This is a genomic window from Pseudomonas weihenstephanensis, from assembly GCF_001043055.1.
Lineage (GTDB): Bacteria > Pseudomonadota > Gammaproteobacteria > Pseudomonadales > Pseudomonadaceae > Aquipseudomonas > Aquipseudomonas weihenstephanensis.
The window spans coordinates 745847-764578 of record NZ_JYLF01000001.1 but is presented as its reverse complement, the minus strand read 5'-3'; the positions used below and the strand labels follow the sequence as shown (position 1 = coordinate 764578).

Below are 18732 nucleotides of genomic sequence, written 5' to 3'. Positions count from 1 at the left end.
GCCTCCACCACTTGCGGCACTATGGCGTCGACAGAAAAAGACGCTGCGCCAAATCCTTGTCTAATTTGGCGCGGTACACCTCGATATAATCGTGGGCAGTCTTGGCTCTGGCATAAAGCGCCCTTTCACTCAACGTTCTCTGATTGGCGGTTTTCAAGTGCGCCACATCAAAAGCAGCCTCGGGGGTGTCGAGCGCAGGATAGTGAAAATGCGCAAACCACAGCACCTTGCCGTCCTTGTCACTGATCGTATATTCCTGAAGGTAATCTTTGCGTTGCCCCTTGGATAAATGCCGCCTAGGGCCTTCGCGCACAATGGTGATCTCATTTTGGGTCTTTAAATAGTCAACATTTGGCCCTGTCGGTGGCAGTCGTTTAATGATCTGAGTCCGTAAATTTTTGCCCTCTGAACGCAGCACTTTCGCTTCTATCGCAAGTTCTTGGCTCAACGCCAGCACAACGCTTCTGCGGGCCTCAGTTAACGTCGGGGTGTGCGCAGGCGTGGCCATGACGATCTGTTCGATCTGCCGGCCCACCTCCTCCATTGACTGGGCTTTGAACGTCAGTATTTCTTCAATTTCAATCGGGATTTTTGATGTCGCGGCACTTGCCCGGTTGTCTTGAATCACCTTGGGCAAACGCCCCAGTAAGCTCCGTGCATCGGCCTCCAGCCTCACCAGATTCTTGGTATGCGAAACCTGTGCCGTTGAGGGACGGGTACTGCCGAACTCTTCCCAATGGCCATTTTCGAGCTGGCGAAAGGAGCGAATCTGCATACGATCCACACCCTCGGTCACGTCCACGATTTCATCGCCGGGCTGGGTGGGAGACTCACGCTTTATGCCCACCAATGTCTGCTTCTTAGTGGTTTTGATGATCTTGTGTGCCGGGCTTAATGGCACGGCTTTCGCAACGGGTACCCGCATCTGACTGCTTGGCCCAGGCCTTGGCTCATCCAATTGAGATGAGGCGCTTTCTGGCTCACGAATGGCCATTTCCAGCTGCGTTTCGGCAAGCCCCCTGAGATGCTCCAGCACTCGGCGAATGGAAGGCAAATACTCGTTACGAAAGTGCTCGGAGCCAAGCTGCTCAAGGCTTACGCAAATGGCATCAGCCGACGCATATTGCTCGATTGCACTGTCGAACACGTCGATAGGTTGGAGACCAAGAAATCCCCCCTCGCGTGGGATGTACAGCTGTGACCACGCCGTATCACTCAATGTGCCTTGGCCAAACAGGTCAAACGCAAATTGCTCTTCAGGCAGAAGATCCGTTGCATCACGTCGAATCAGAAGCTCACACAGGGTTTCCAGATATCCAACCGCCCAATGCCAATCAAAATATTGCCGATCAGGCCGCTGCATGAGTTCGGCCAAGGAACTTCCTTTGGGCAAAGGTCTGAGCATGGCTTGTGTAATGGCTTCAGACTCAAACACAGAATTATTAAAAAGCCGTTCCTCCAACTTTTCTGCCTGCTTTAAATGCTCAACCCATTGTTCGTACGGCGCGTTGTTGGCGTCTTTAATACCGCTCAGTACGGCCTTTAGCCCATCGAGATAAGCCGGGTGCACGCTTGAGACCGGCAACCCTCGCAGCGCATCGTCTAAATAATTCTGCAACTTGAACAGCCTGAGCACGACGCGTGGCCACACCTCCTGCATCTTTTTTTCATAATGCTGCGTCGGCATCAACTTATTGGCCTTGCCCATGACCTTGATTAGCTCAAGCGTCGTTGTTCGCCAGAGGCCCACATCGCGCTCATAGCGGTCTAGCAGCTGTGTCAGCCGCTCAGGATTAGCGGTCAGCAATTGTTCACTGATTTTCAGTACGCCATCACGCCTTTCAAGCTCGGCCAAGAGGCGCTCTTCATCCTGGGCGAGTTCGGTCAGCTTTTCGTTTTTTTGCGCACGTAATGCCTGAATACGCTTCTTCGGCCCGCCCCCGCGTAATCCCAAGCGCAAATCGAGATCCCATTGGCCCAAGCCATCTGTTTTAAGCCTTGGCCCCAGCCGCTCAGGCTGCTTGTCATCCTGCACGACTAACCCATCACCCTGGCGGGTGATGCGGTAAGCCTTGCCGTCGAGTCGTACATATGACTTACCTTGATATTTAATAACGCCTTTTAACGGGCCTACCGCTATTGACGTACCCGAGGTGAGGTCTACGTCTGCGGCGAACGTCTCCAGACTGATGCGCAGGCTCTGTGAGAGCTGGGGTGAAGCACTGAACCAGGAAAAGTCCAGGGTTGAAAAACGCATCACTGAATGGCCACTGATGGAGGGGACCTTTTGTTGTGCCAGGGGTGACATCACAGGCAGCTCAACAGGCGTCGGTCTTTCATCCCCGATTAGCGTGAACGTCGGTTCATCAATGGGCGCTTTAAGGTCTGGTGGCTCATGGGGCCCTGCTTTAAATTTCATTCCTGCATGCAATAACGCCAAGCTAACAGTGAATAGCAGATCAATCACGGTCTGCGTGGCAGCCTCTTTATCACCCTCGATACGGGCCTGTAAGCCGCTCTCAAGGCTAACCAAGGTTTGAAACAGCCACGCCGCTTTTTGCAACGGGCCGCTGACAAAAAACGTCAAACCATTAAAGACAGTCCATGCATAGCGCTTGAACAACATCCAGCGCCGCTCTGAACGCGACACCGTTTGCCTGTCAGACAGGGTTATTAATGCATTGGCATTGCTATTAAACATCGCTGTGAAAACATCACCCACGACGCGCTCCGTACTGAGCCTGGCTGCACTGCGCGGTAAAAGCGCCAAAAATCCTTCTAATAAAACGCCTTCCAGATGCGGTCGCTCAAAGCCGCCATCGGCATAAAAACCGCGCGCGTCGTCATCAAGCCACGCCAGCACTGTCTCTTGCAGTTCACCGGACTGATTGATGGCCGCCAATAAGGCCCCCCACGTTGCAAACTCCAGCAGGGCCTCACCTGCCAGTGGCCGGTAGAGGACAAAAGGCCCGGATCCAATATCTCTTGCGCCGAACACAAACATGTTGGCGACATAATCAGGTACTGCCCCTTCATAAGCGTAAAAGCCTAACGGCCTGACACATAGGCGGTCATACACCGCTCTCGCGACTGAGTCAGGGTTGAGCACATGTTTGAGCATTTGCCACCCTGCCGCCGTAAAGCCGGCTTGCGCCTTAATCTTTTTTTCCAGCGCTTGCAGGGGCAACTGCACCCTCAGCTGCTGCTTGTACAAGGCCAGGCGGCGCGCGGACTCAACCCGATCATCCACCAGCAGGCGCTTGATCAATGCAATGTATTGGCTGCCAATATCAAGTTCGTCCAGTAGTTTTTTGAGGTAAGCCGAGGTCAACCAGTGCGGCAATCGCTGCTGATCTTGAAGACTCAGATTCATAAGCCCAGCGGGTTTTCCACCGACGTACATCAACGCAAATTCTGGTAATGGGATGACTTCTTCTGTCAGCCATCCCAACTGTAGACTCTGGATCGACACATCATGGATTTCGACCTTAGCGGCATCCACACTGAAACCCGGGTGATCGAGCTGGAAACGTGTATTGAGAACCTGGGCGGCGTAGGCGGGAAGCGACACGATACCGTCCAGAAAAGTCTGTCTATGCGACGCTTGCTCGGCCATTAAGGCGCTGTATTCCATCAGATCCTGCGCCCCAGCCTGACTGAGCCACGCAGGCATCTTGGCCATCACCCACTCAAGCTCAGCACGATCAGGGCGGCTGAAAAAATCGAACATGGCACTGTCAGACTCAAGCGTTTGCATTAACCGCCCCACACTCCAGCGCTCTGTTTGAGCGCGCTGCCCAGCACGGGTCAGTTGACGTAACTGTTGATCAAGCAGCGTCAACGCCAACCCGGTAAAAAAGTTGCCTTCTGGCTCATGTAACGACCACGTAAATAACGGCCCATCGAGTGTCCCTTGCAAGCGCTGGGTCAAGGCGGTGCCGAACGCTTGCACAGAATCAAACACCTCGACCCCATGCGCCAGCGAGTAGCCGAGAACTAACAGTTTGTCGGGCATCAGACGTGTAATCAGGCCCATCCCCGGTAACTGAAAGCGCTGGGTCTGCGTGGCTTCAACGCATTGGATATTGATCAGATAAGCATGCAGCGGGGTTTCTTCGGCCATTTTCGAACGGACCGCAGCATAGGGAAAGTTGGCCACGACAGCCAATGCGGCCGCCTGATCCCCGGTCAAAGTCGGCAATGATCCAGGTTGCGCAGTGACGGCGTTCAGGCTTCCTTGCAGTACCTGCTGTATCCATTGAACCGGGCTGATACCGCGCCCAGTGGCTTCGCTCCAGAACTGCGCCAAGGCCTGTTGATAGGCATCCATTAATAATTCGGCGCAGTCATTGAGCCGCTTTTGCACCTCACTCATATCAACCGGTAAGGCTGTGGGGGGCTGGGCAGTTGAGTCCGTGGTCAGGCAATGAAAGCCTTGGACCAAGTGCACCGGCTCAGTATCGATATAACACTGAATCAGTACCTCAACCACCGCCATGAACCGGTAGCGTGGGGGCTGCCCCTGGCTCGTGATGGGTAACGGCTCAGCAATCCACAGCGGCGTACTGTCACCCACATTCAGGTTCGGATACTTGTCGAGCAACAGGCTGTTGAAGCACTGCATGGCTGCACCGCGAAAGGTAGGGCGAGGCGCAAAGTCCTGATGAACAAAGCTGCCCAACGGACTGTATCGGGCAATTAAATCGGGTGTTGAAGAGAGTTTTTTCATGGTCAATCCATCGCATTGAATCGCTAAAAGACAGTCCGGCTGACGGGGTAACCGTCAACGCCAACCGAGTAAGCGATTCAACGTGATGAAACACGGGGGGTGGTGGTAAGCAGATATTGCTAAATGCTGGACCGGTGGCGCTGCACAAAACGGTCAACATAGTCATCGGCAGGGGCCTGCAAAATTTCGTGCGGCGTGCCCACCTGAACCAATTGCCCATCTTTGAGAATGGCAATGCGATTGCCAATGCGCAGCGCTTCATCCAGGTCATGGGTGATAAACACAATGGTTTTTTGCAATGTGCGTTGCAGCTCAAGCAGTTGATCTTGCATCTCAGCGCGAATCAACGGATCGAGGGCGCTGAAGGCTTCATCCATCAGGATGATGTCGGTGTCGGTGGCCAATGCACGTGCCAGACCAACGCGCTGTCGCATTCCCCCCGACAACTGATGAACAAAGGCGTGCTCATAGCCTTGCAGGCCCACCACTGAGATCCAGTGCCGTGCGCGCTCATCGCATTGCGCCTGACGCTCGCCCCTGACCTTTAACCCATACGCGACGTTCTCCAGCACGTTGCGATGCGGCAACAGGCCGAAATTCTGGAACACCATACTGACGTTGTGCCGCCTGAATTGACGCAACGCAGGCATGTCGTAATCAAGGATGTTCTGACCGTCGACCAGGATCTGGCCGCTGGTGGGGTCGATTAAACGATTGAGGTGACGCACCAGCGTCGACTTGCCGGAACCGGACAAGCCCATGATGACGAACACTTCACCGGCACGGATCGACAGCGACAAGTCGTTGATCCCGATCACGCAACCCGTTTTGGCCAACACTTCTTCCTTACTCTTGCCTTCGCCGATCAGCGCCAGCACGTCTTTTTCGCGATTACCGAACACCTTGAACACGTTGCGCACTTCGATTTTATTGATCGTCACGTCTGTCATTCCTGAGGCCCATGCCGAGGTCGGCCATAGGCCTGGGTGATACGGTCAATGACCACTGCCAAAATCACAATCGCCAGCCCGGCCTCCAGGCCCTTGCCCACGTTGAGCGTCTGAATGCCGACCAACACGTCCTCGCCCAAACCCCGCGCACCAATCATCGATGCAATGACCACCATCGACAGTGCCATCATGGTGGTCTGGTTGATGCCCGCCATGATGCTCGGCATCGCCAACGGCAGTTGCACGCCGAACAGTTGCTGCCAAGGGGTGGCGCCAAACGCGTTGATCCCCTCCATCACTTCACGGTCGACCTGACGCAACCCCAGGTCGGTGAGGCGAATCAATGGCGGTACGGCATAGATCACCGTGGCAAAAATGGCCGGAACCTTGCCCAGGCCGAACAGCATCAACACCGGGATCAAATACACAAAGCTGGGCATGGTTTGCATGATGTCCAACAAGGGCATCATCACCGCTCGCAAGCGATTGTTGCGCGCCGCGAGAATACCCAGCGGAACCCCCAACATCACCGAAATGACCGTGGCCACCATCATCAGCGCCAGGGTTTGCATCAGCTTGTCCCACAGCCCGACGGCACCGACCAGAAACAGCAGGCCAACAATCACCACTGTGCTGAGGACTTTACGGGTGGCGTGCCAGGCAATCGCCCCCACGATGGCCAGCATCAGCCACCAGGGGGTGATGCGCAGCAGGTTTTCAAGGTTGATGATGGCCCACAGCAGCGTGTCGGAGATGTGCCTGAACACATCGCCGTAATGGCTGACCAGCGCGTCCACGCCGTCATTGACCCAGCCTGCGATGGAAAACGTCATGTTGTCTGGAAACATGCAGTGCTCGTGTCAGTGAGTTATTTGGAGTTCAGCGCTGCATCGACTTTTTGTGCCGCGTCAGGGGTTACCCAGGCATGCCAAATCTGCGGTTGCTCGCGTAAAAAAGTTTCAGCGGCCTTGCGTGGCTCCGTGCGTTTTTCGCTCATGTGGGCCAACGTTGTGTTGAGCAAATCAATCGGAAAGTCGACCTTTTCATAGAACGCGACCAATTGCGGGTACTCGGCTTTGAAAGGCGCTGAAACGCCAATCGCCAGTTTCGCCGGTAATGAGCGCGTGCCTTTGGGGTTAGGGTTGTTGACGTCAGCCAGAGTCTTCCAGGCCTCAGCATCAAAGGCCGGCTCTTCGAGCTTGATCAGTTTGTAGCGGCCAATCAGCGGGGTCGGTGACCAGTAGTAGAACAACACCGGTTTGCCACGGCGAATCGAGGAACTGACTTCGGCATCCAGCGCCGCGCCCGAGCCGGTGCGGAAATTCACGAAATCCTTGTCCAGGCCATACGCTTTGAGCTTTTGGCTGTTCACAATCTCAGACGTCCAGCCGGTGGGGCTGTTAAGGAAACGGCCACGGGTCGGGTCTTCCTGATCACGGAACACCTCTTTGTAGCGCGCCAGGTCGTTGACCGACTTCAAGTCCGGCGCCAGCGCCTTGATGCCTTTTTCGGCATCGCCCTTGATCACATACTCCGGCACCCACCAGCCTTCACTGGCGTTTTTGACAATATCGCCCACGCCAAACACTTTGCCCTCCGCTTGCGCCTTGAGCCACACCGGGCTGCGACCCGCCCACTCTTCGCCAATCACCTGAATGTCGTTTTTAGCCAGGGCCGCTTCAAGACTGACCGTGCTGCCGGGCAAAGTGTCTGTGGCGACGCCGTAGCCTTTCTCGGTGATAAAGCGCAGCACTTCGGTGATCAAACTGCCGCTTTCCCAAGTGATATCACCGAAATAAACAGGGGGCTTCTGGCTTTGCGCCAAGACCGGTTGTGTGATGAGTCCTAACGCCAGAAGCGAGCCACCGAGCCACTTTTTCAGATTGTTCATACAGATTCTCTTGTTTTGGAGGAGTGGTCTTGAAACGGTGCAATGCCTGTTTTGGAGCACCTGCGCAGCGCAAGGTTCATGTAATCGCTGACCGAACGCTGGGAAATCCCCAACTGCGCGGCTATTTCGGGGTAGGTCATGCCGTTCACCCGCGAGAGCACAAAGGTTGATTTGACCTTGTCGGGCAACCCTTCGAGCTGACGCTGCACCGTGCGCAAGGTTTGATGTAACTGCGCCATAGACTCAGGGCTAGGCACGTCCTGCGTATCGTGCAGGGGTAAGGTCATCAAATAGGCCCGCTCTACCGAACGACGGCGCCATAGTTGATACACCAGCCGCTGTGCGATGGTCGTCAATAACGCCCGCGGCTCACGAATACTCCCTGGGGTTGGCACGTTGAGCAACTGGACAAAGGTGTCGGCTGCAATGTCTTCAGCGTAGCTGTCTGAATGCAGATTGCGCCGCAAACGAGTGTGCAGCCAAACATAGTGAGCGCTGAAAAGATGACTCACGTAATCACGATGAGAAAGGTCGGCCCCGGACATACAGGCTCCAAAAATAAGATGAAAGCAACGTGTCCGGTGATCCGGTGCGGCGATCCTAGCAAACGCCTTTATTTCTTTTAAATATTAAAAAATGATTTAAACATTAACTTTTGATATATAAACGCGCGCAGTGGCGTGCTATTGCAGCACCTCAAAGCCTTGAAGCGTCGCCTCGCGCTGGTAATCGAGTACGCATTCATAGTCTGCCAGGCTGGCAGGTAGCACCTCACGCAGCCGCAGGCAGTCGCCCACCTGCGGTAACTGTTCAAGTGCCGCGTTCATGGCAGTGCGAATGCGCTGTACCTCCTGCGCGCTCGTGCCGATAGACGTAATAAACGGCAAGGTCGGGCTGGGGGCCGTGCGGGCAACGATTCGAATACCCGCCACGTCTTGAGGCGCGTAGTGCGCAAGGTAGGCAAAGGTCACGCTGTCGATAGCGGCCAGATCTGCGCGCTGAGCCTGGACCCAACGCAGGCTGTGTTGATGCGCCCCGCTGATTGTCACCGACGAAAAAAAGCGCCCACCCTGCTGGAGGGGCGCCAGTTGATGACGAAACAGGTTCATGCCGCTATTGGAATGCTCGTCATTGATCACCGCTCGGCAGCCACGAAATTGAGCCAATGTGCGACGCGGATCCTGTTCGCGGCAGACAATCACACTGCAATGGCTGCCACCCGTACTGTGCGGCCATTCGTAGCGCGGACGACCAATCAATTGCACCTGATCGCGCAGTTGAGTCATCAACGGGTAGCCGCAGGTTTGTGTCAGCAGCAGCTCAGGCGCACGAAACAACGCGCTCAGCTCAAGCCCCTGCGCATCAGCGCGTATGTATCCCAACAAGTGCATGATGCGTGTCAGCCATTGCTCATTGGCGGCCTGCACCGGCTTCGGTGCTACATACATCGCGAGGGCGGCGTAACGACCCGACATAGGACACTCCTGGTGCAATTAATGGAAGGGATGCTGAGGGCTGTCGATGGCGCGCATGCTATTGTTGCGCAGGAACGTGCCATAGCCTTCAACCAAGAAGCCACCACTGCGCTCAATCCATTGCGCGCGCCGAGCCCGGTACACCGTGGGCAAGTAAAACCACGGTAAGCCCGGCATGTCGTGATGCACCAAATGCAAATTCAAGTGCAAAAACAGCCACGCCCAGGGCCAACCGGCCTCATTGAGCACCGTTCGCTGTTCGGGCCGTTCGGCAGGCCGATGCTCATAGTAAGAACGCAACGCGCCCACAGACAGTGCAGGAACCGTTACCAAGAACACGTATTGCCAGATCGAAAGCACGCTGTAGTGAGCAATAAAGGCACACATCAACCCTGTGCAAAAACCGTGCGTCAGCCACATGCACCACGCCTGTCGCTGACCTTGGCGCAACCGCGCAAACTCTTCCGTGGCCAGCCCGCATAAGGCCAGTGGCGGCCCGATCAATACCCGCCCCGCCACAGTCTTGTTCAGCCAGAGCAACCCACGCAGCCATTTGGGCGACTGAGGCCATTGGCGGTTGAGCAGGTAACGGCTTTCCGGATCGATGCCGGGCAGGGTCAGATCATGGTCTCGGTGGTGCAGCAAGTGGCTGTCTCGGTACAAGGTGTACGGGTACCACACGGCAAAAGGTGCATACCCCAGCAGTTTGTTGAACCACAGCGCCCGCGTGGGATGCCCGTGCAACAGTTCGTGCTGCACCGACATCCACAACACGACCACCGGTATCAACAAAAGGAGTGTCCAAAAAGCCCCTATCAACGGGCTGATTAAGAGCAGGCCAAACCACGCACCGGGAACAGCGATCAACAATAGCCAGGTGGGCCATTGCGTACGACCGGTAAAGCTGCGGGCCAAGGTGTGAATGTCTTGTTGCTGGGCAAGATCAAAGTAGTGCGCCATCCTGAAGCTCAATTAAGAAGTAGAAGAACCTTCTGTGGCGCGAGCGGTGAGTTTCTTGCAGATCGATTGGTTATTTGCTTAGAGCGGATTGACCGGGCGTGACCTTGCAAAATCGCAGGCACAAAAAAAGCAGCCATAAGGCTGCTTTTCTGGTGTTTTTTGAAACTGCGTAGCCCCAAAAAACAAAATTTGGAGCGGGAAACGAGACTCGAACTCGCGACCCCGACCTTGGCAAGGTCGTGCTCTACCAACTGAGCTATTCCCGCAATAATGGCGTCCCCTAGGGGACTCGAACCCCTGTTACCGCCGTGAAAGGGCGGTGTCCTAGGCCACTAGACGAAGGGGACGTTGCCCGAAATGTACACGTACATTTCAGTGCCAGGCACAGTAACCGAAGTTATCGCTCTGGCTTTTCACCAACTTCACTCGAAAGCAAAGCTGCTTGTGACACAAAAAAAATCAGCCTTGGCTGATCTTTTTATGCTTTCTCAACACTATTGAGCGTCAGAAAACAAAATTTGGAGCGGGAAACGAGACTCGAACTCGCGACCCCGACCTTGGCAAGGTCGTGCTCTACCAACTGAGCTATTCCCGCAATAATGGCGTCCCCTAGGGGACTCGAACCCCTGTTACCGCCGTGAAAGGGCGGTGTCCTAGGCCACTAGACGAAGGGGACGTTGCCCGAAATGCACACGTACATTTCAGTGCCAATCACATAACCGAAGCTAAGGATCTGGCTTTCACTCAACCCCGCCCGAGAGCGAAGCTGCTTAAAAATGGAGCGGGAAACGAGACTCGAACTCGCGACCCCGACCTTGGCAAGGTCGTGCTCTACCAACTGAGCTATTCCCGCAATGGCGTCCCCTAGGGGACTCGAACCCCTGTTACCGCCGTGAAAGGGCGGTGTCCTAGGCCACTAGACGAAGGGGACACGCTACAACTTCACTGGTTACTGCGTTTCGCTGTGTGCTTTACGCTGCAATTGGCGCGCATTCTAGGGATGGTTTGGGAAGTCGTCAACCCCAATATGAAAATATATTGAAATCAATGACTTCGCCCATCTTCACCTCATTTCATGCACCGTACGGCGCCGATGTCCTGACGCCTATATTCCGACATCCTACAAGGAGTTATAGTTGGCACCGTGCAATAGTGGCACTCTGTACTTCCGCTAGCAGTCCAACCTCTTTAATAGACGAGGGCAGCCAACCTCAAGACCGTTTGCACGTTTAGAAAATAAAGCCCACCGACCATCCAAAGAGGTTTTTACGTTGACGCCATCCATGATCACCCTGCTTGTAGTAGCCGGGATCGTCCTATTGATCGCCATCGGTTACATGAACCATGTGGTGGAAAACAACAAATTGGAAAAGGCCCGCTTAAAGGTTGAGCTTACTGACCGTGTGCGTCGTTGCAGCGAAGTCAGCGAGACGTTCCCTGGCCAACTGATGTCGCCCGCACTCAAACACCTGCTGGCACGCCTGGAACTTAACGCCACACAACGCCTGTTGCACCTGCAAAAAAACAGCGCGCCTTTAAAGACCCGGATCGCCGAACTCAATGCATTGATCGGCCAGGGTGAATCGATCCCGGTCAACAACCCGCCCGGCCCTATCCTGACTGAAGCCAAAGCCAAAGATGTGCGCTTTTTGCTGGAAACCCTGCACGGGCAAATCACCCGCGCCGTTCAGGACGGCTTCCTACCCACCAACGAAGCCAAGCGCTGGATCAAAGAAATTCGGCACTTGCTCGTGGTGCTGCACATCGAGTTTTTCAATAATCTGGGCCAGCTCGCTTTTCAGCAAAATCAGCCGGGCCAAGCGCGTCTTGCCTATGAGCGCGGCGCTCAATACCTGCGCAAGCAACCAGAGCCTGCGATGTACAGCGCAGCACTCAAAGAAATGGAAGAGCAACTGGTGCGCGCCAACTCGCTGGTGCTGACCAACCTTGAACCGGCGAAAGATGAAGTCAACGAACTGACTGAAGGCTTGAAAACCGATGACGCGGATGCCGACTGGAAGAAGAAAGTGATTTACGACTGATTTCTAACCGCCCGCAAAAAGGACAAGCTCACCCCTTGTCCTTTTTTTTGCACGCTTTTTGGCCTGCGACTGCAACCGCAGTTGCATTGCCCCTTTGCAGAGGCTCTCAGGCGCCAGGCACGCAGGATCGCGCCATAAAAGCTGACCAACAATAACGAGGATTTAAGCGACGCCCGAACGGGCTAGAGGATCTTGCAGTAAAGCAGCAGAGAGGCAACCCCATGGGCCGCCTCCCTGCGTCACATCAGGCTACCGGATTGATTGGCTTTTCCGGGTACCAAACGTCGAGTAACGGGCTGACTTCAACGCTGGTCAGCTCAGTGCGAGCTTTCAACCAGGCTTCAACCGCAGCACGCTGCTCTTCGCTGACCGAGCCGCGCTTTTGCAGGCAAACCAGACCGTAGTCGTCGCCGCCAACATAGCCCAGACCGTTAGCTTCCATGGCATCAGCCAAGAAGGCGCTGAGGAATGCGTCGATAGCTTTTTCCGACAGGTCTTCTTTGAAATCCAGGTTCAGCTCAAAACCCAGCTCCTGAAATTCATCAACGCACAGTTTTTTGCGCAGACGCTGGGAACGATTAGTAGCCATTGAACAATCCTCTTAAGTAATAACGGCGGCACTTTACCAGTTTCAGGCTGCACGTGCCCGGTTCCGTGTGGACGGCTCATCGTTTTGTGCATTTAATCAACAGATGGGTGTAACACGGTAATGCACAAGTCCAGCCACCTTGGGGCATAATGCCGTCACTTTTATGACCATTGAGGGAACTTATCATCATGCCCTCGTATTTTTTCCCCTCGCGTGCAGGGTTTTACTTCTTATGATCAAATCTTTACGTCCTCTGTTACTTGCCGGCTTTTTTCTGCCACTCGCCTTTGGGGCTCACGCCGCCCCGGTCAACACCACGCTTTCACCCAAGGTTCAACAAGCGCTCAAAACCAACAAGCTGCAAAACGACGCACTGTCGCTGGTGATGCTGCCCCTGAGCGGCCCCGGCGTACCCACCGTCTTCAATGCCGACGTGTCGATGAACCCGGCCTCCACCATGAAACTGGTCACCACCTACGCCGCCCTTGAAATGCTCGGCCCGACCCATCAGTGGAAAACCGAGTTCTACACCGACGGCACCCTGAACAATGGCATCCTGCAAGGCAACCTGTACCTCAAGGGTGGCGGCGATCCCAAGCTGAACATGGAAAAACTCTGGCTATTGATGCGCGACCTGCGGGCCAATGGCGTGCAACAAGTGACCGGCGACCTGATTCTGGATCGCGGCTTCTTCGAACAACCTCACTTGCCGGTGTTTGACGACGACGGCAATGATAAAAACAAGCCGTTTCTGGTTAAGCCCGATGCCTTGATGGTCAATCTCAAGGCCCTGCGGTTTGTTGCCCGTAACGATGCGGGCAAGGTGTTGATTTCAGTCGAGCCGCCAATTGCCAGCATCCGCGTCGACAACCAGGTCAAAGCGGTCAATTCCAAGCAATGCGCAGGCGATGTGCGCTACAACCCGGTGCCGCAAGCCGACGGGTCGGTGTTGGTGACCGTCAACGGGCAACTGGGCGATGGCTGCAACTCGCAGACCTACCTGTCCCTGCTCGACCATGCGACCTACACCGCGGGTGCTGTGCGCGCGATCTGGAAAGAGCTGGGTGGCAGCATTTTGGGTCAGGATCGCCAGGGCTCAGTGCCCAAGGGCGCCAAAGTGCTGGCCCGCGCCTTCTCGCCTGATCTGGCCGAGATCATTCGCGACATCAACAAATACAGCAACAACACCATGGCTCAACAATTGTTCCTGAGCCTGGGCGCGCAGTTCCGCACCGACGCCGACGGCGATGATGCCAAGGCTGCGCAACGCGTCGTGCGTCAATGGCTGGCCAAAAAAGGCATTACGGCTCCGCACCTGGTCATGGAAAACGGCTCCGGCCTGTCCCGTGCAGAACGTGTGAGCGCGCGTGAAATGGCGCAGATGCTCCAGGCCGCCTGGAAAAGCCCCTACGCTGCCGAGTTCATCAGCTCCATGCCTATCGCCGGCAAAGACGGCACCATGCGCAAGCGTCTGAAGACCACCGCCATGAACGGTCAGGCCCACATCAAAACCGGCACCCTCAATACAGTGCGCGCCATCTCGGGCTTTAGCCGCGACAGCAATGGCAACACGTGGGCTGTGGTCGCGATTCTTAATGATCCGCGCCCTTGGGGCGCTTCTGCGGTACTCGACCAGATACTGCTCGACCTGTATCGCCAGCCGCAATTGCCTAACAACGCGATTTCAATCGCTCAGTAAGTCATTCACCGGCAACAAAAAACGCCCCGGCTCGTGAGAACCGGGGCGTTTTTGTGTGCACTGGAAAAACGTCGCCACCGGTGGCAGCGACGATACGGCAGTTTAGCGGGCCGTTATTTTCCACGCGCGGTGGATTTTGCTGTTGCGGGCAAAGTCCGGATCGATGGTGCTGGCCGTGATTTCTTCAACCGCGTAACGCGCTTCCAGATGCTCATCGAGGATGAACTTGCGGAAGTTGTTCGAGAAGTACAACACGCCACCCGGTGCCAAACGCGCCATGGCCAAGTCCAGCAACTGTACGTGATCGCGCTGAACATCAAAGATGCCTTCCATGCGCTTGGAGTTGGAGAAGGTCGGCGGATCGATGAAGATCAGGTCGTACTCTTCGCGACAGGCATCCAGCCACACCATCACATCACCCTGCTCCAGACGGTTTTTGTCCGAAAAACCGTTGAGTGACAGGTTACGGCGAGCCCAGTCCAGATAGGTCTTGGACAAGTCAACGCTGGTGGTGCTGCGCGCTCCGCCTTTGGCGGCGTGAACACTGGCAGTGGCGGTGTAGCAATACAGGTTAAGGAAGCGCTTGCCAGCCGCCTCTTTCTGAATCCGCATGCGCATTGGGCGATGATCGAGGAACAGCCCGGTGTCCAGGTAGTCGGTAAGGTTGACCAGCAGTTTGACACCGCCTTCATTGACCTCGGTGAACTTGCCCTGCGCACTTTGTCGCTCGTACTGCTTGGTGCCGCTCTGGCGCTCACGGCGCTTGACGATGACGCGGCTTTTGTCGACGTTCAACGCCTGAGGAATCGCCGCCAACGCGTCAAACATACGGGCCGAGGCTTTTTCAGGGTCGATGGATTTTGGCGCCGCGTACTCCTGGACGTGAACCCAGTCGTGGTACAGGTCGATGGCCATCGAATATTCAGGCATGTCGGCATCGTAAACACGGTAGCAATCAATGCCTTCACGCTTGACCCACTTGCCCAGGGCCTTGAGGTTCTTTTGCAGGCGGTTGGCAAACATCTGCCCGCCTTCGCTCAAGCGTGGCTGCTCAATCACCACCGGTGCCGGTTTGATCGGGTTGCCGTTCTTGTTGAACTTCTCGTACTTGCCAGGCGCTTCGAGGTTGCCCGGCAGATCCGACTCAGCCTGCTCACGCTCGGCTTGACGCTGCTCAGGCGTGCGACGCTCACCCGTCACGAATTGGTCTGGCGCCACTTTGATCAGCAGCAACTTGCACGGCAAGGCGCCGTTCCAGAACGAATACTGTTTGTGACTGCGAATACCCATCCGCTTACCCAGATCCGGGGCACCCGTGAACACCGCTGCTTCCCAGTTCAAACAAGCCTGACGCAACCGCTCACCGAGGTTCTGGTAGAGGTAGAGCAAGCTCGCCTCATCACCCAGACGCTCGCCGTACGGCGGGTTGCAAATGACCAGACCCTTTTGATTTTGGTCCGGGCGCGGCTCAAACGTTGCCACTTCACCCTGATAGATTTTGATCCAGTGGCTCAGGCCTGCACGCTCGATGTTGTTGCGCGCCGGTTGGATCAGGCGCGGGTCAGCTTCATAACCGCGAATCCACAGCGGCGGCTTGGCCATACCGGCTTCAGCGCGCTCAGTGGCTTCTTCATGCAGCTTTTTCCAGATAGCCGGCACGTGACCAAGCCAGGCGTCAAAGCCCCAGTGGATGCGATTGAGGTTTGGCGCCATGTCGGCCGCGATCATCGCGCCCTCAACCAGGAACGTACCCACACCGCACATCGGGTCAGCCAAGGCCGCGCCTTCGGCAGCCATACGCGGCCAACCTGCACGAATCAGGATCGCTGCCGCGAGGTTTTCTTTCAGTGGCGCAGCACCCTGCTGCAAACGGTAGCCGCGCTGGTGCAAGCTGCTGCCCGACAGGTCCAGCGACAGGATGGCTTCACCGCGATCCAGACGCAGGTGGATGCGCAAATCAGGGCTGATTTTATCAATCGAAGGACGCTCACCCGACGGCGTGCGCAGCTTGTCAACGATGGCATCCTTGACCTTCAGCGCGCCGAAGTGAGTGTTGTCGATACCTGAACCGTGGCCACTGAATTCCACGGCCAGCGTGCCATCCGGCACCATATGGTCTTGCCAGTCCACATCCAGTACCCCGTGGTACAGGTCTTCAGCGTCCTTCATCGGGAAGCGCTTGAGTACCAGCAACACGCGGTTGGCCAGACGCGACCAGAGGCACAGACGGTAGGCAGTTTCCATATTTGCCGTGCCACGAATGGCCGAAGTGTGCTCGCGAGCTTCCTCAAGGCCAAGGCCGGTGGCCTCCTCAAGAAGCAGACCTTCGAGGCCTTTGGGGCAGGTAAGGAAGAGTTCGTAACGATCCGACATGGGATTCCTGAGCTTTTAGCTATGTGTGAAGAGGCAACGCATTGCCTGCTCCGTTTTCAATCAAGCGCTTTTCTTGAAGAGCGCTCGCGTGGCACGAAACTGTGCCGTCCCGCCAAGGCGCCACTCATGCCCGCAGGCACACAGAGTCTAGACGCAGAGGCAGATCATTTATCTTGAAACAAAGGGACATATTCAGACCCTTCGTCGAATAGTACCCGAGCAAAAAGGACGGTCATTCACAGCCGAGAATGAAACTCATCATCTTTGCAAACACTGGTCATATCAGGCTTTGGTCGCATCCGGGGTCTCAAAACCGGTGTTTCTTATGGCCTTAACACCACTATCGTTACGTCCTTATGACAAAACGATCATTCACACACCTAAGCACATTGGTTAGAACTGGACTCAGGTTGTCACCGCGCAGGTGATAACAAAAATGCTCGCCACGCCGGCAGCGAGCAACCAACGGCAGAAGCATTCTGCCCCGACCTGAGTCAGGTCGACGCGATATAAACAGTCAACAAGTGAGGGCAACACCCTATGAGAAGACTTAAGCGTGATCCGTTGGAAAGAGCTTTTTTACGCGGATACCAATACGGCGTTAGCGGGAAATCCCGTGAGCTTTGCCCTTTTACTCTACCGTCGGTACGCCAGTCCTGGATTAACGGCTGGCGCGAAGGACGCGGCGACAACTGGGACGGTATGACAGGCACTGCGGGCATCCACAGACTCAACGAACTTCACGCGGTCGGCTAACTCTGGGCACATTCCGACACCACCATGAATAGGCAATGATTTAACCTTGCCGTCTCATCCAGGCGGCGGGCTGCGGCCCAAGGGCTCCTTCGAGGAGCCCTTTTTATTGCGCGCTTATTGGCGCGCAATGGCAGAGATGGCGTCGACGGACTCACGAATCAAGGCAGGGCCTTTGTAAATGAATCCCGAGTAGATCTGCACCAGACTGGCACCTGCGGCGATTTTCTCAGCCGCATGCTTGCCTTCGGTGATACCGCCCGCCGCGATGATGGGCATGCGCCCGGCCAACTCGCCTGCCAGCACCTTAACGGTGTGCGTACTTTTTTCACGCACCGGCGCACCCGACAAGCCGCCTGCCTCATCACCATGTTCCATGCCTTCAACACCTGCGCGGCTAAGAGTGGTGTTGGTTGCAATGACCGCATCCATCCCGGTCTCCAGCAGCGCCTGGGCGACGAGAACGGTTTCTTCGTCGGTCATGTCAGGGGCGATCTTGATCGCCAACGGGACACGCTTGCCGTGACGCTCAGTCAGCTCGTTCTGACGCAGCTGTAGGGCCTCAAGAAGCTGCTTGAGCGAATCGCCGAATTGAAGGCTACGAAGCCCCGGAGTATTCGGCGAACTGACGTTAACGGTCACATAGCTGGCGTGGGCATAGACCTTATCGAGACAGATCAAGTAATCGTCGACGGCCCGCTCAACCGGAGTGTCGAAGTTTTTACCGATGTTGATCCCAAGGATGCCGCTGTACTTGGCCGCCTCAACCCGCGCCAACAAGTGATCGACCCCCAGGTTGTTAAAACCCATGCGATTGATGATCGCTTGCGCTTCAGGCAGACGGAAAATACGCGGTTTGGGATTGCCCGGCTGTGGCCGCGGTGTGACCGTGCCGATTTCGACAAAACCAAAACCCAACTGCGCGAACCCGTCGATGGCCGCCCCATTTTTATCCAAACCTGCGGCCAGACCGACCGGGTTCGGGAAGTCGAGGCCCATCACCGTCACAGGTAGCTTGGCGGGCGCCTTGCACAGCAAACCGTTGAGCCCCAGACGGCCACCCGCACCGATCAAGTCCAGAGACAGGTCATGCGAGGTTTCAGGGGAGAGTTTGAAGAGCAACTGGCGGGCCAGGTTATACATGGGCTCGATGGTCTCGAAAGGCAACTGAAAGAGCCGGCGATTATAGCCGGGCATCGCCTTGGCAAGCGAGAGGCAGTCGCGGGCAATGAGGTATACGGGTCAAAAATGCACCATTCACCAAATCGCAG

General features: G+C 55.8%; 13 protein-coding genes and 6 tRNA genes. 3 read left to right on the top strand and 16 right to left on the bottom strand.

Annotation, left to right across the window (positions count from 1 at the left end):
• Window positions 1–19: 19 nt before the first annotated feature.
• The 13 genes from TU86_RS03670 to TU86_RS03610 form a co-directional block, all read right to left on the bottom strand.
• Entirely contained in the window at window positions 20–3919 is a 3900-nt protein-coding gene (locus tag TU86_RS03670) for a dermonecrotic toxin domain-containing protein (protein WP_157395878.1), read from the bottom strand.
• Between the two features lie 929 nt (window positions 3920–4848).
• Window positions 4849–5679, bottom strand: a complete 831-nt coding sequence (locus TU86_RS03665; RefSeq protein ID WP_048363039.1) for a quaternary amine ABC transporter ATP-binding protein — start codon at window positions 5677–5679, stop codon at window positions 4849–4851.
• Window positions 5676–6527 (bottom strand): ABC transporter permease, encoded by an 852-nt coding sequence (locus tag TU86_RS03660; protein WP_048362917.1) that lies wholly within the window; start codon window positions 6525–6527, stop codon window positions 5676–5678. The genes TU86_RS03665 and TU86_RS03660 overlap by 4 nt, the downstream gene beginning before the upstream one ends.
• Window positions 6528–6547: 20 nt before the next feature.
• On the bottom strand, window positions 6548–7570 hold the full coding sequence (locus TU86_RS03655) for an ABC transporter substrate-binding protein (protein ID WP_048362916.1): 1023 nt from the start codon (window positions 7568–7570) through the stop codon (window positions 6548–6550).
• A complete protein-coding gene (locus TU86_RS03650) occupies window positions 7567–8115 on the bottom strand; it encodes a sigma-70 family RNA polymerase sigma factor (protein ID WP_048362915.1) in 549 nt (182 codons plus the stop codon). Before TU86_RS03650 ends, TU86_RS03655 begins: the two co-directional genes overlap by 4 nt.
• A 138-nt stretch (window positions 8116–8253) precedes the next feature.
• On the bottom strand, window positions 8254–9045 hold the full coding sequence (locus tag TU86_RS03645; RefSeq protein WP_048362914.1) for a phosphate/phosphite/phosphonate ABC transporter substrate-binding protein: 792 nt from the start codon (window positions 9043–9045) through the stop codon (window positions 8254–8256).
• 18 nt (window positions 9046–9063) lie between these two features.
• On the bottom strand, window positions 9064–10005 hold the full coding sequence (locus TU86_RS03640) for a fatty acid desaturase (RefSeq protein ID WP_048362913.1): 942 nt from the start codon (window positions 10003–10005) through the stop codon (window positions 9064–9066).
• 190 nt (window positions 10006–10195) lie between these two features.
• Window positions 10196–10271, bottom strand: a tRNA-Gly gene (locus TU86_RS03635).
• A 5-nt stretch (window positions 10272–10276) separates the two neighbouring features.
• Window positions 10277–10352 (bottom strand) — tRNA-Glu (locus tag TU86_RS03630).
• A 172-nt stretch (window positions 10353–10524) separates the two neighbouring features.
• A tRNA-Gly gene (locus TU86_RS03625) sits at window positions 10525–10600 on the bottom strand.
• Window positions 10601–10605: 5 nt separating this feature from the next.
• A tRNA-Glu gene (locus tag TU86_RS03620) sits at window positions 10606–10681 on the bottom strand.
• Window positions 10682–10782: 101 nt separating this feature from the next.
• Window positions 10783–10858 (bottom strand) — tRNA-Gly (locus TU86_RS03615).
• A 2-nt stretch (window positions 10859–10860) separates the two neighbouring features.
• Window positions 10861–10936 (bottom strand) — tRNA-Glu (locus tag TU86_RS03610).
• A 352-nt stretch (window positions 10937–11288) separates the two neighbouring features.
• On the opposite strand from TU86_RS03610, the gene TU86_RS03605 reads away from it, so the two are divergent.
• On the top strand, window positions 11289–12047 hold the full coding sequence (locus tag TU86_RS03605; protein WP_173426991.1) for a hypothetical protein: 759 nt from the start codon (window positions 11289–11291) through the stop codon (window positions 12045–12047).
• Window positions 12048–12291: 244 nt separating this feature from the next.
• Here TU86_RS03605 and TU86_RS03600 read toward each other — a convergent pair whose 3' ends face one another.
• Window positions 12292–12636 carry a YggL family protein gene (locus TU86_RS03600; protein ID WP_048362911.1) on the bottom strand — a complete coding sequence of 115 codons (345 nt, stop codon included), beginning with the start codon at window positions 12634–12636 and terminating at the stop codon, window positions 12292–12294.
• 232 nt (window positions 12637–12868) lie between these two features.
• On the opposite strand from TU86_RS03600, the gene dacB reads away from it, so the two are divergent.
• Entirely contained in the window at window positions 12869–14335 is a 1467-nt protein-coding gene (gene dacB / locus TU86_RS03595; RefSeq protein WP_048362910.1) for a D-alanyl-D-alanine carboxypeptidase/D-alanyl-D-alanine endopeptidase, read from the top strand.
• A gap of 102 nt (window positions 14336–14437) precedes the next feature.
• Here dacB and rlmKL read toward each other — a convergent pair whose 3' ends face one another.
• Window positions 14438–16708: a bifunctional 23S rRNA (guanine(2069)-N(7))-methyltransferase RlmK/23S rRNA (guanine(2445)-N(2))-methyltransferase RlmL gene (gene rlmKL / locus TU86_RS03590; RefSeq protein WP_048362909.1), complete on the bottom strand. Its 2271-nt coding sequence runs from the start codon at window positions 16706–16708 to the stop codon at window positions 14438–14440.
• A gap of 540 nt (window positions 16709–17248) precedes the next feature.
• On the opposite strand from rlmKL, the gene rmf reads away from it, so the two are divergent.
• Complete coding sequence (rmf, locus tag TU86_RS22290) at window positions 17249–17464, top strand: ribosome modulation factor (protein WP_082149364.1); 216 nt, start codon at window positions 17249–17251, stop codon at window positions 17462–17464.
• 114 nt (window positions 17465–17578) lie between these two features.
• Here rmf and TU86_RS03585 read toward each other — a convergent pair whose 3' ends face one another.
• Entirely contained in the window at window positions 17579–18604 is a 1026-nt protein-coding gene (locus TU86_RS03585; protein ID WP_048363038.1) for a quinone-dependent dihydroorotate dehydrogenase, read from the bottom strand.
• Window positions 18605–18732 lie beyond the last annotated feature (128 nt).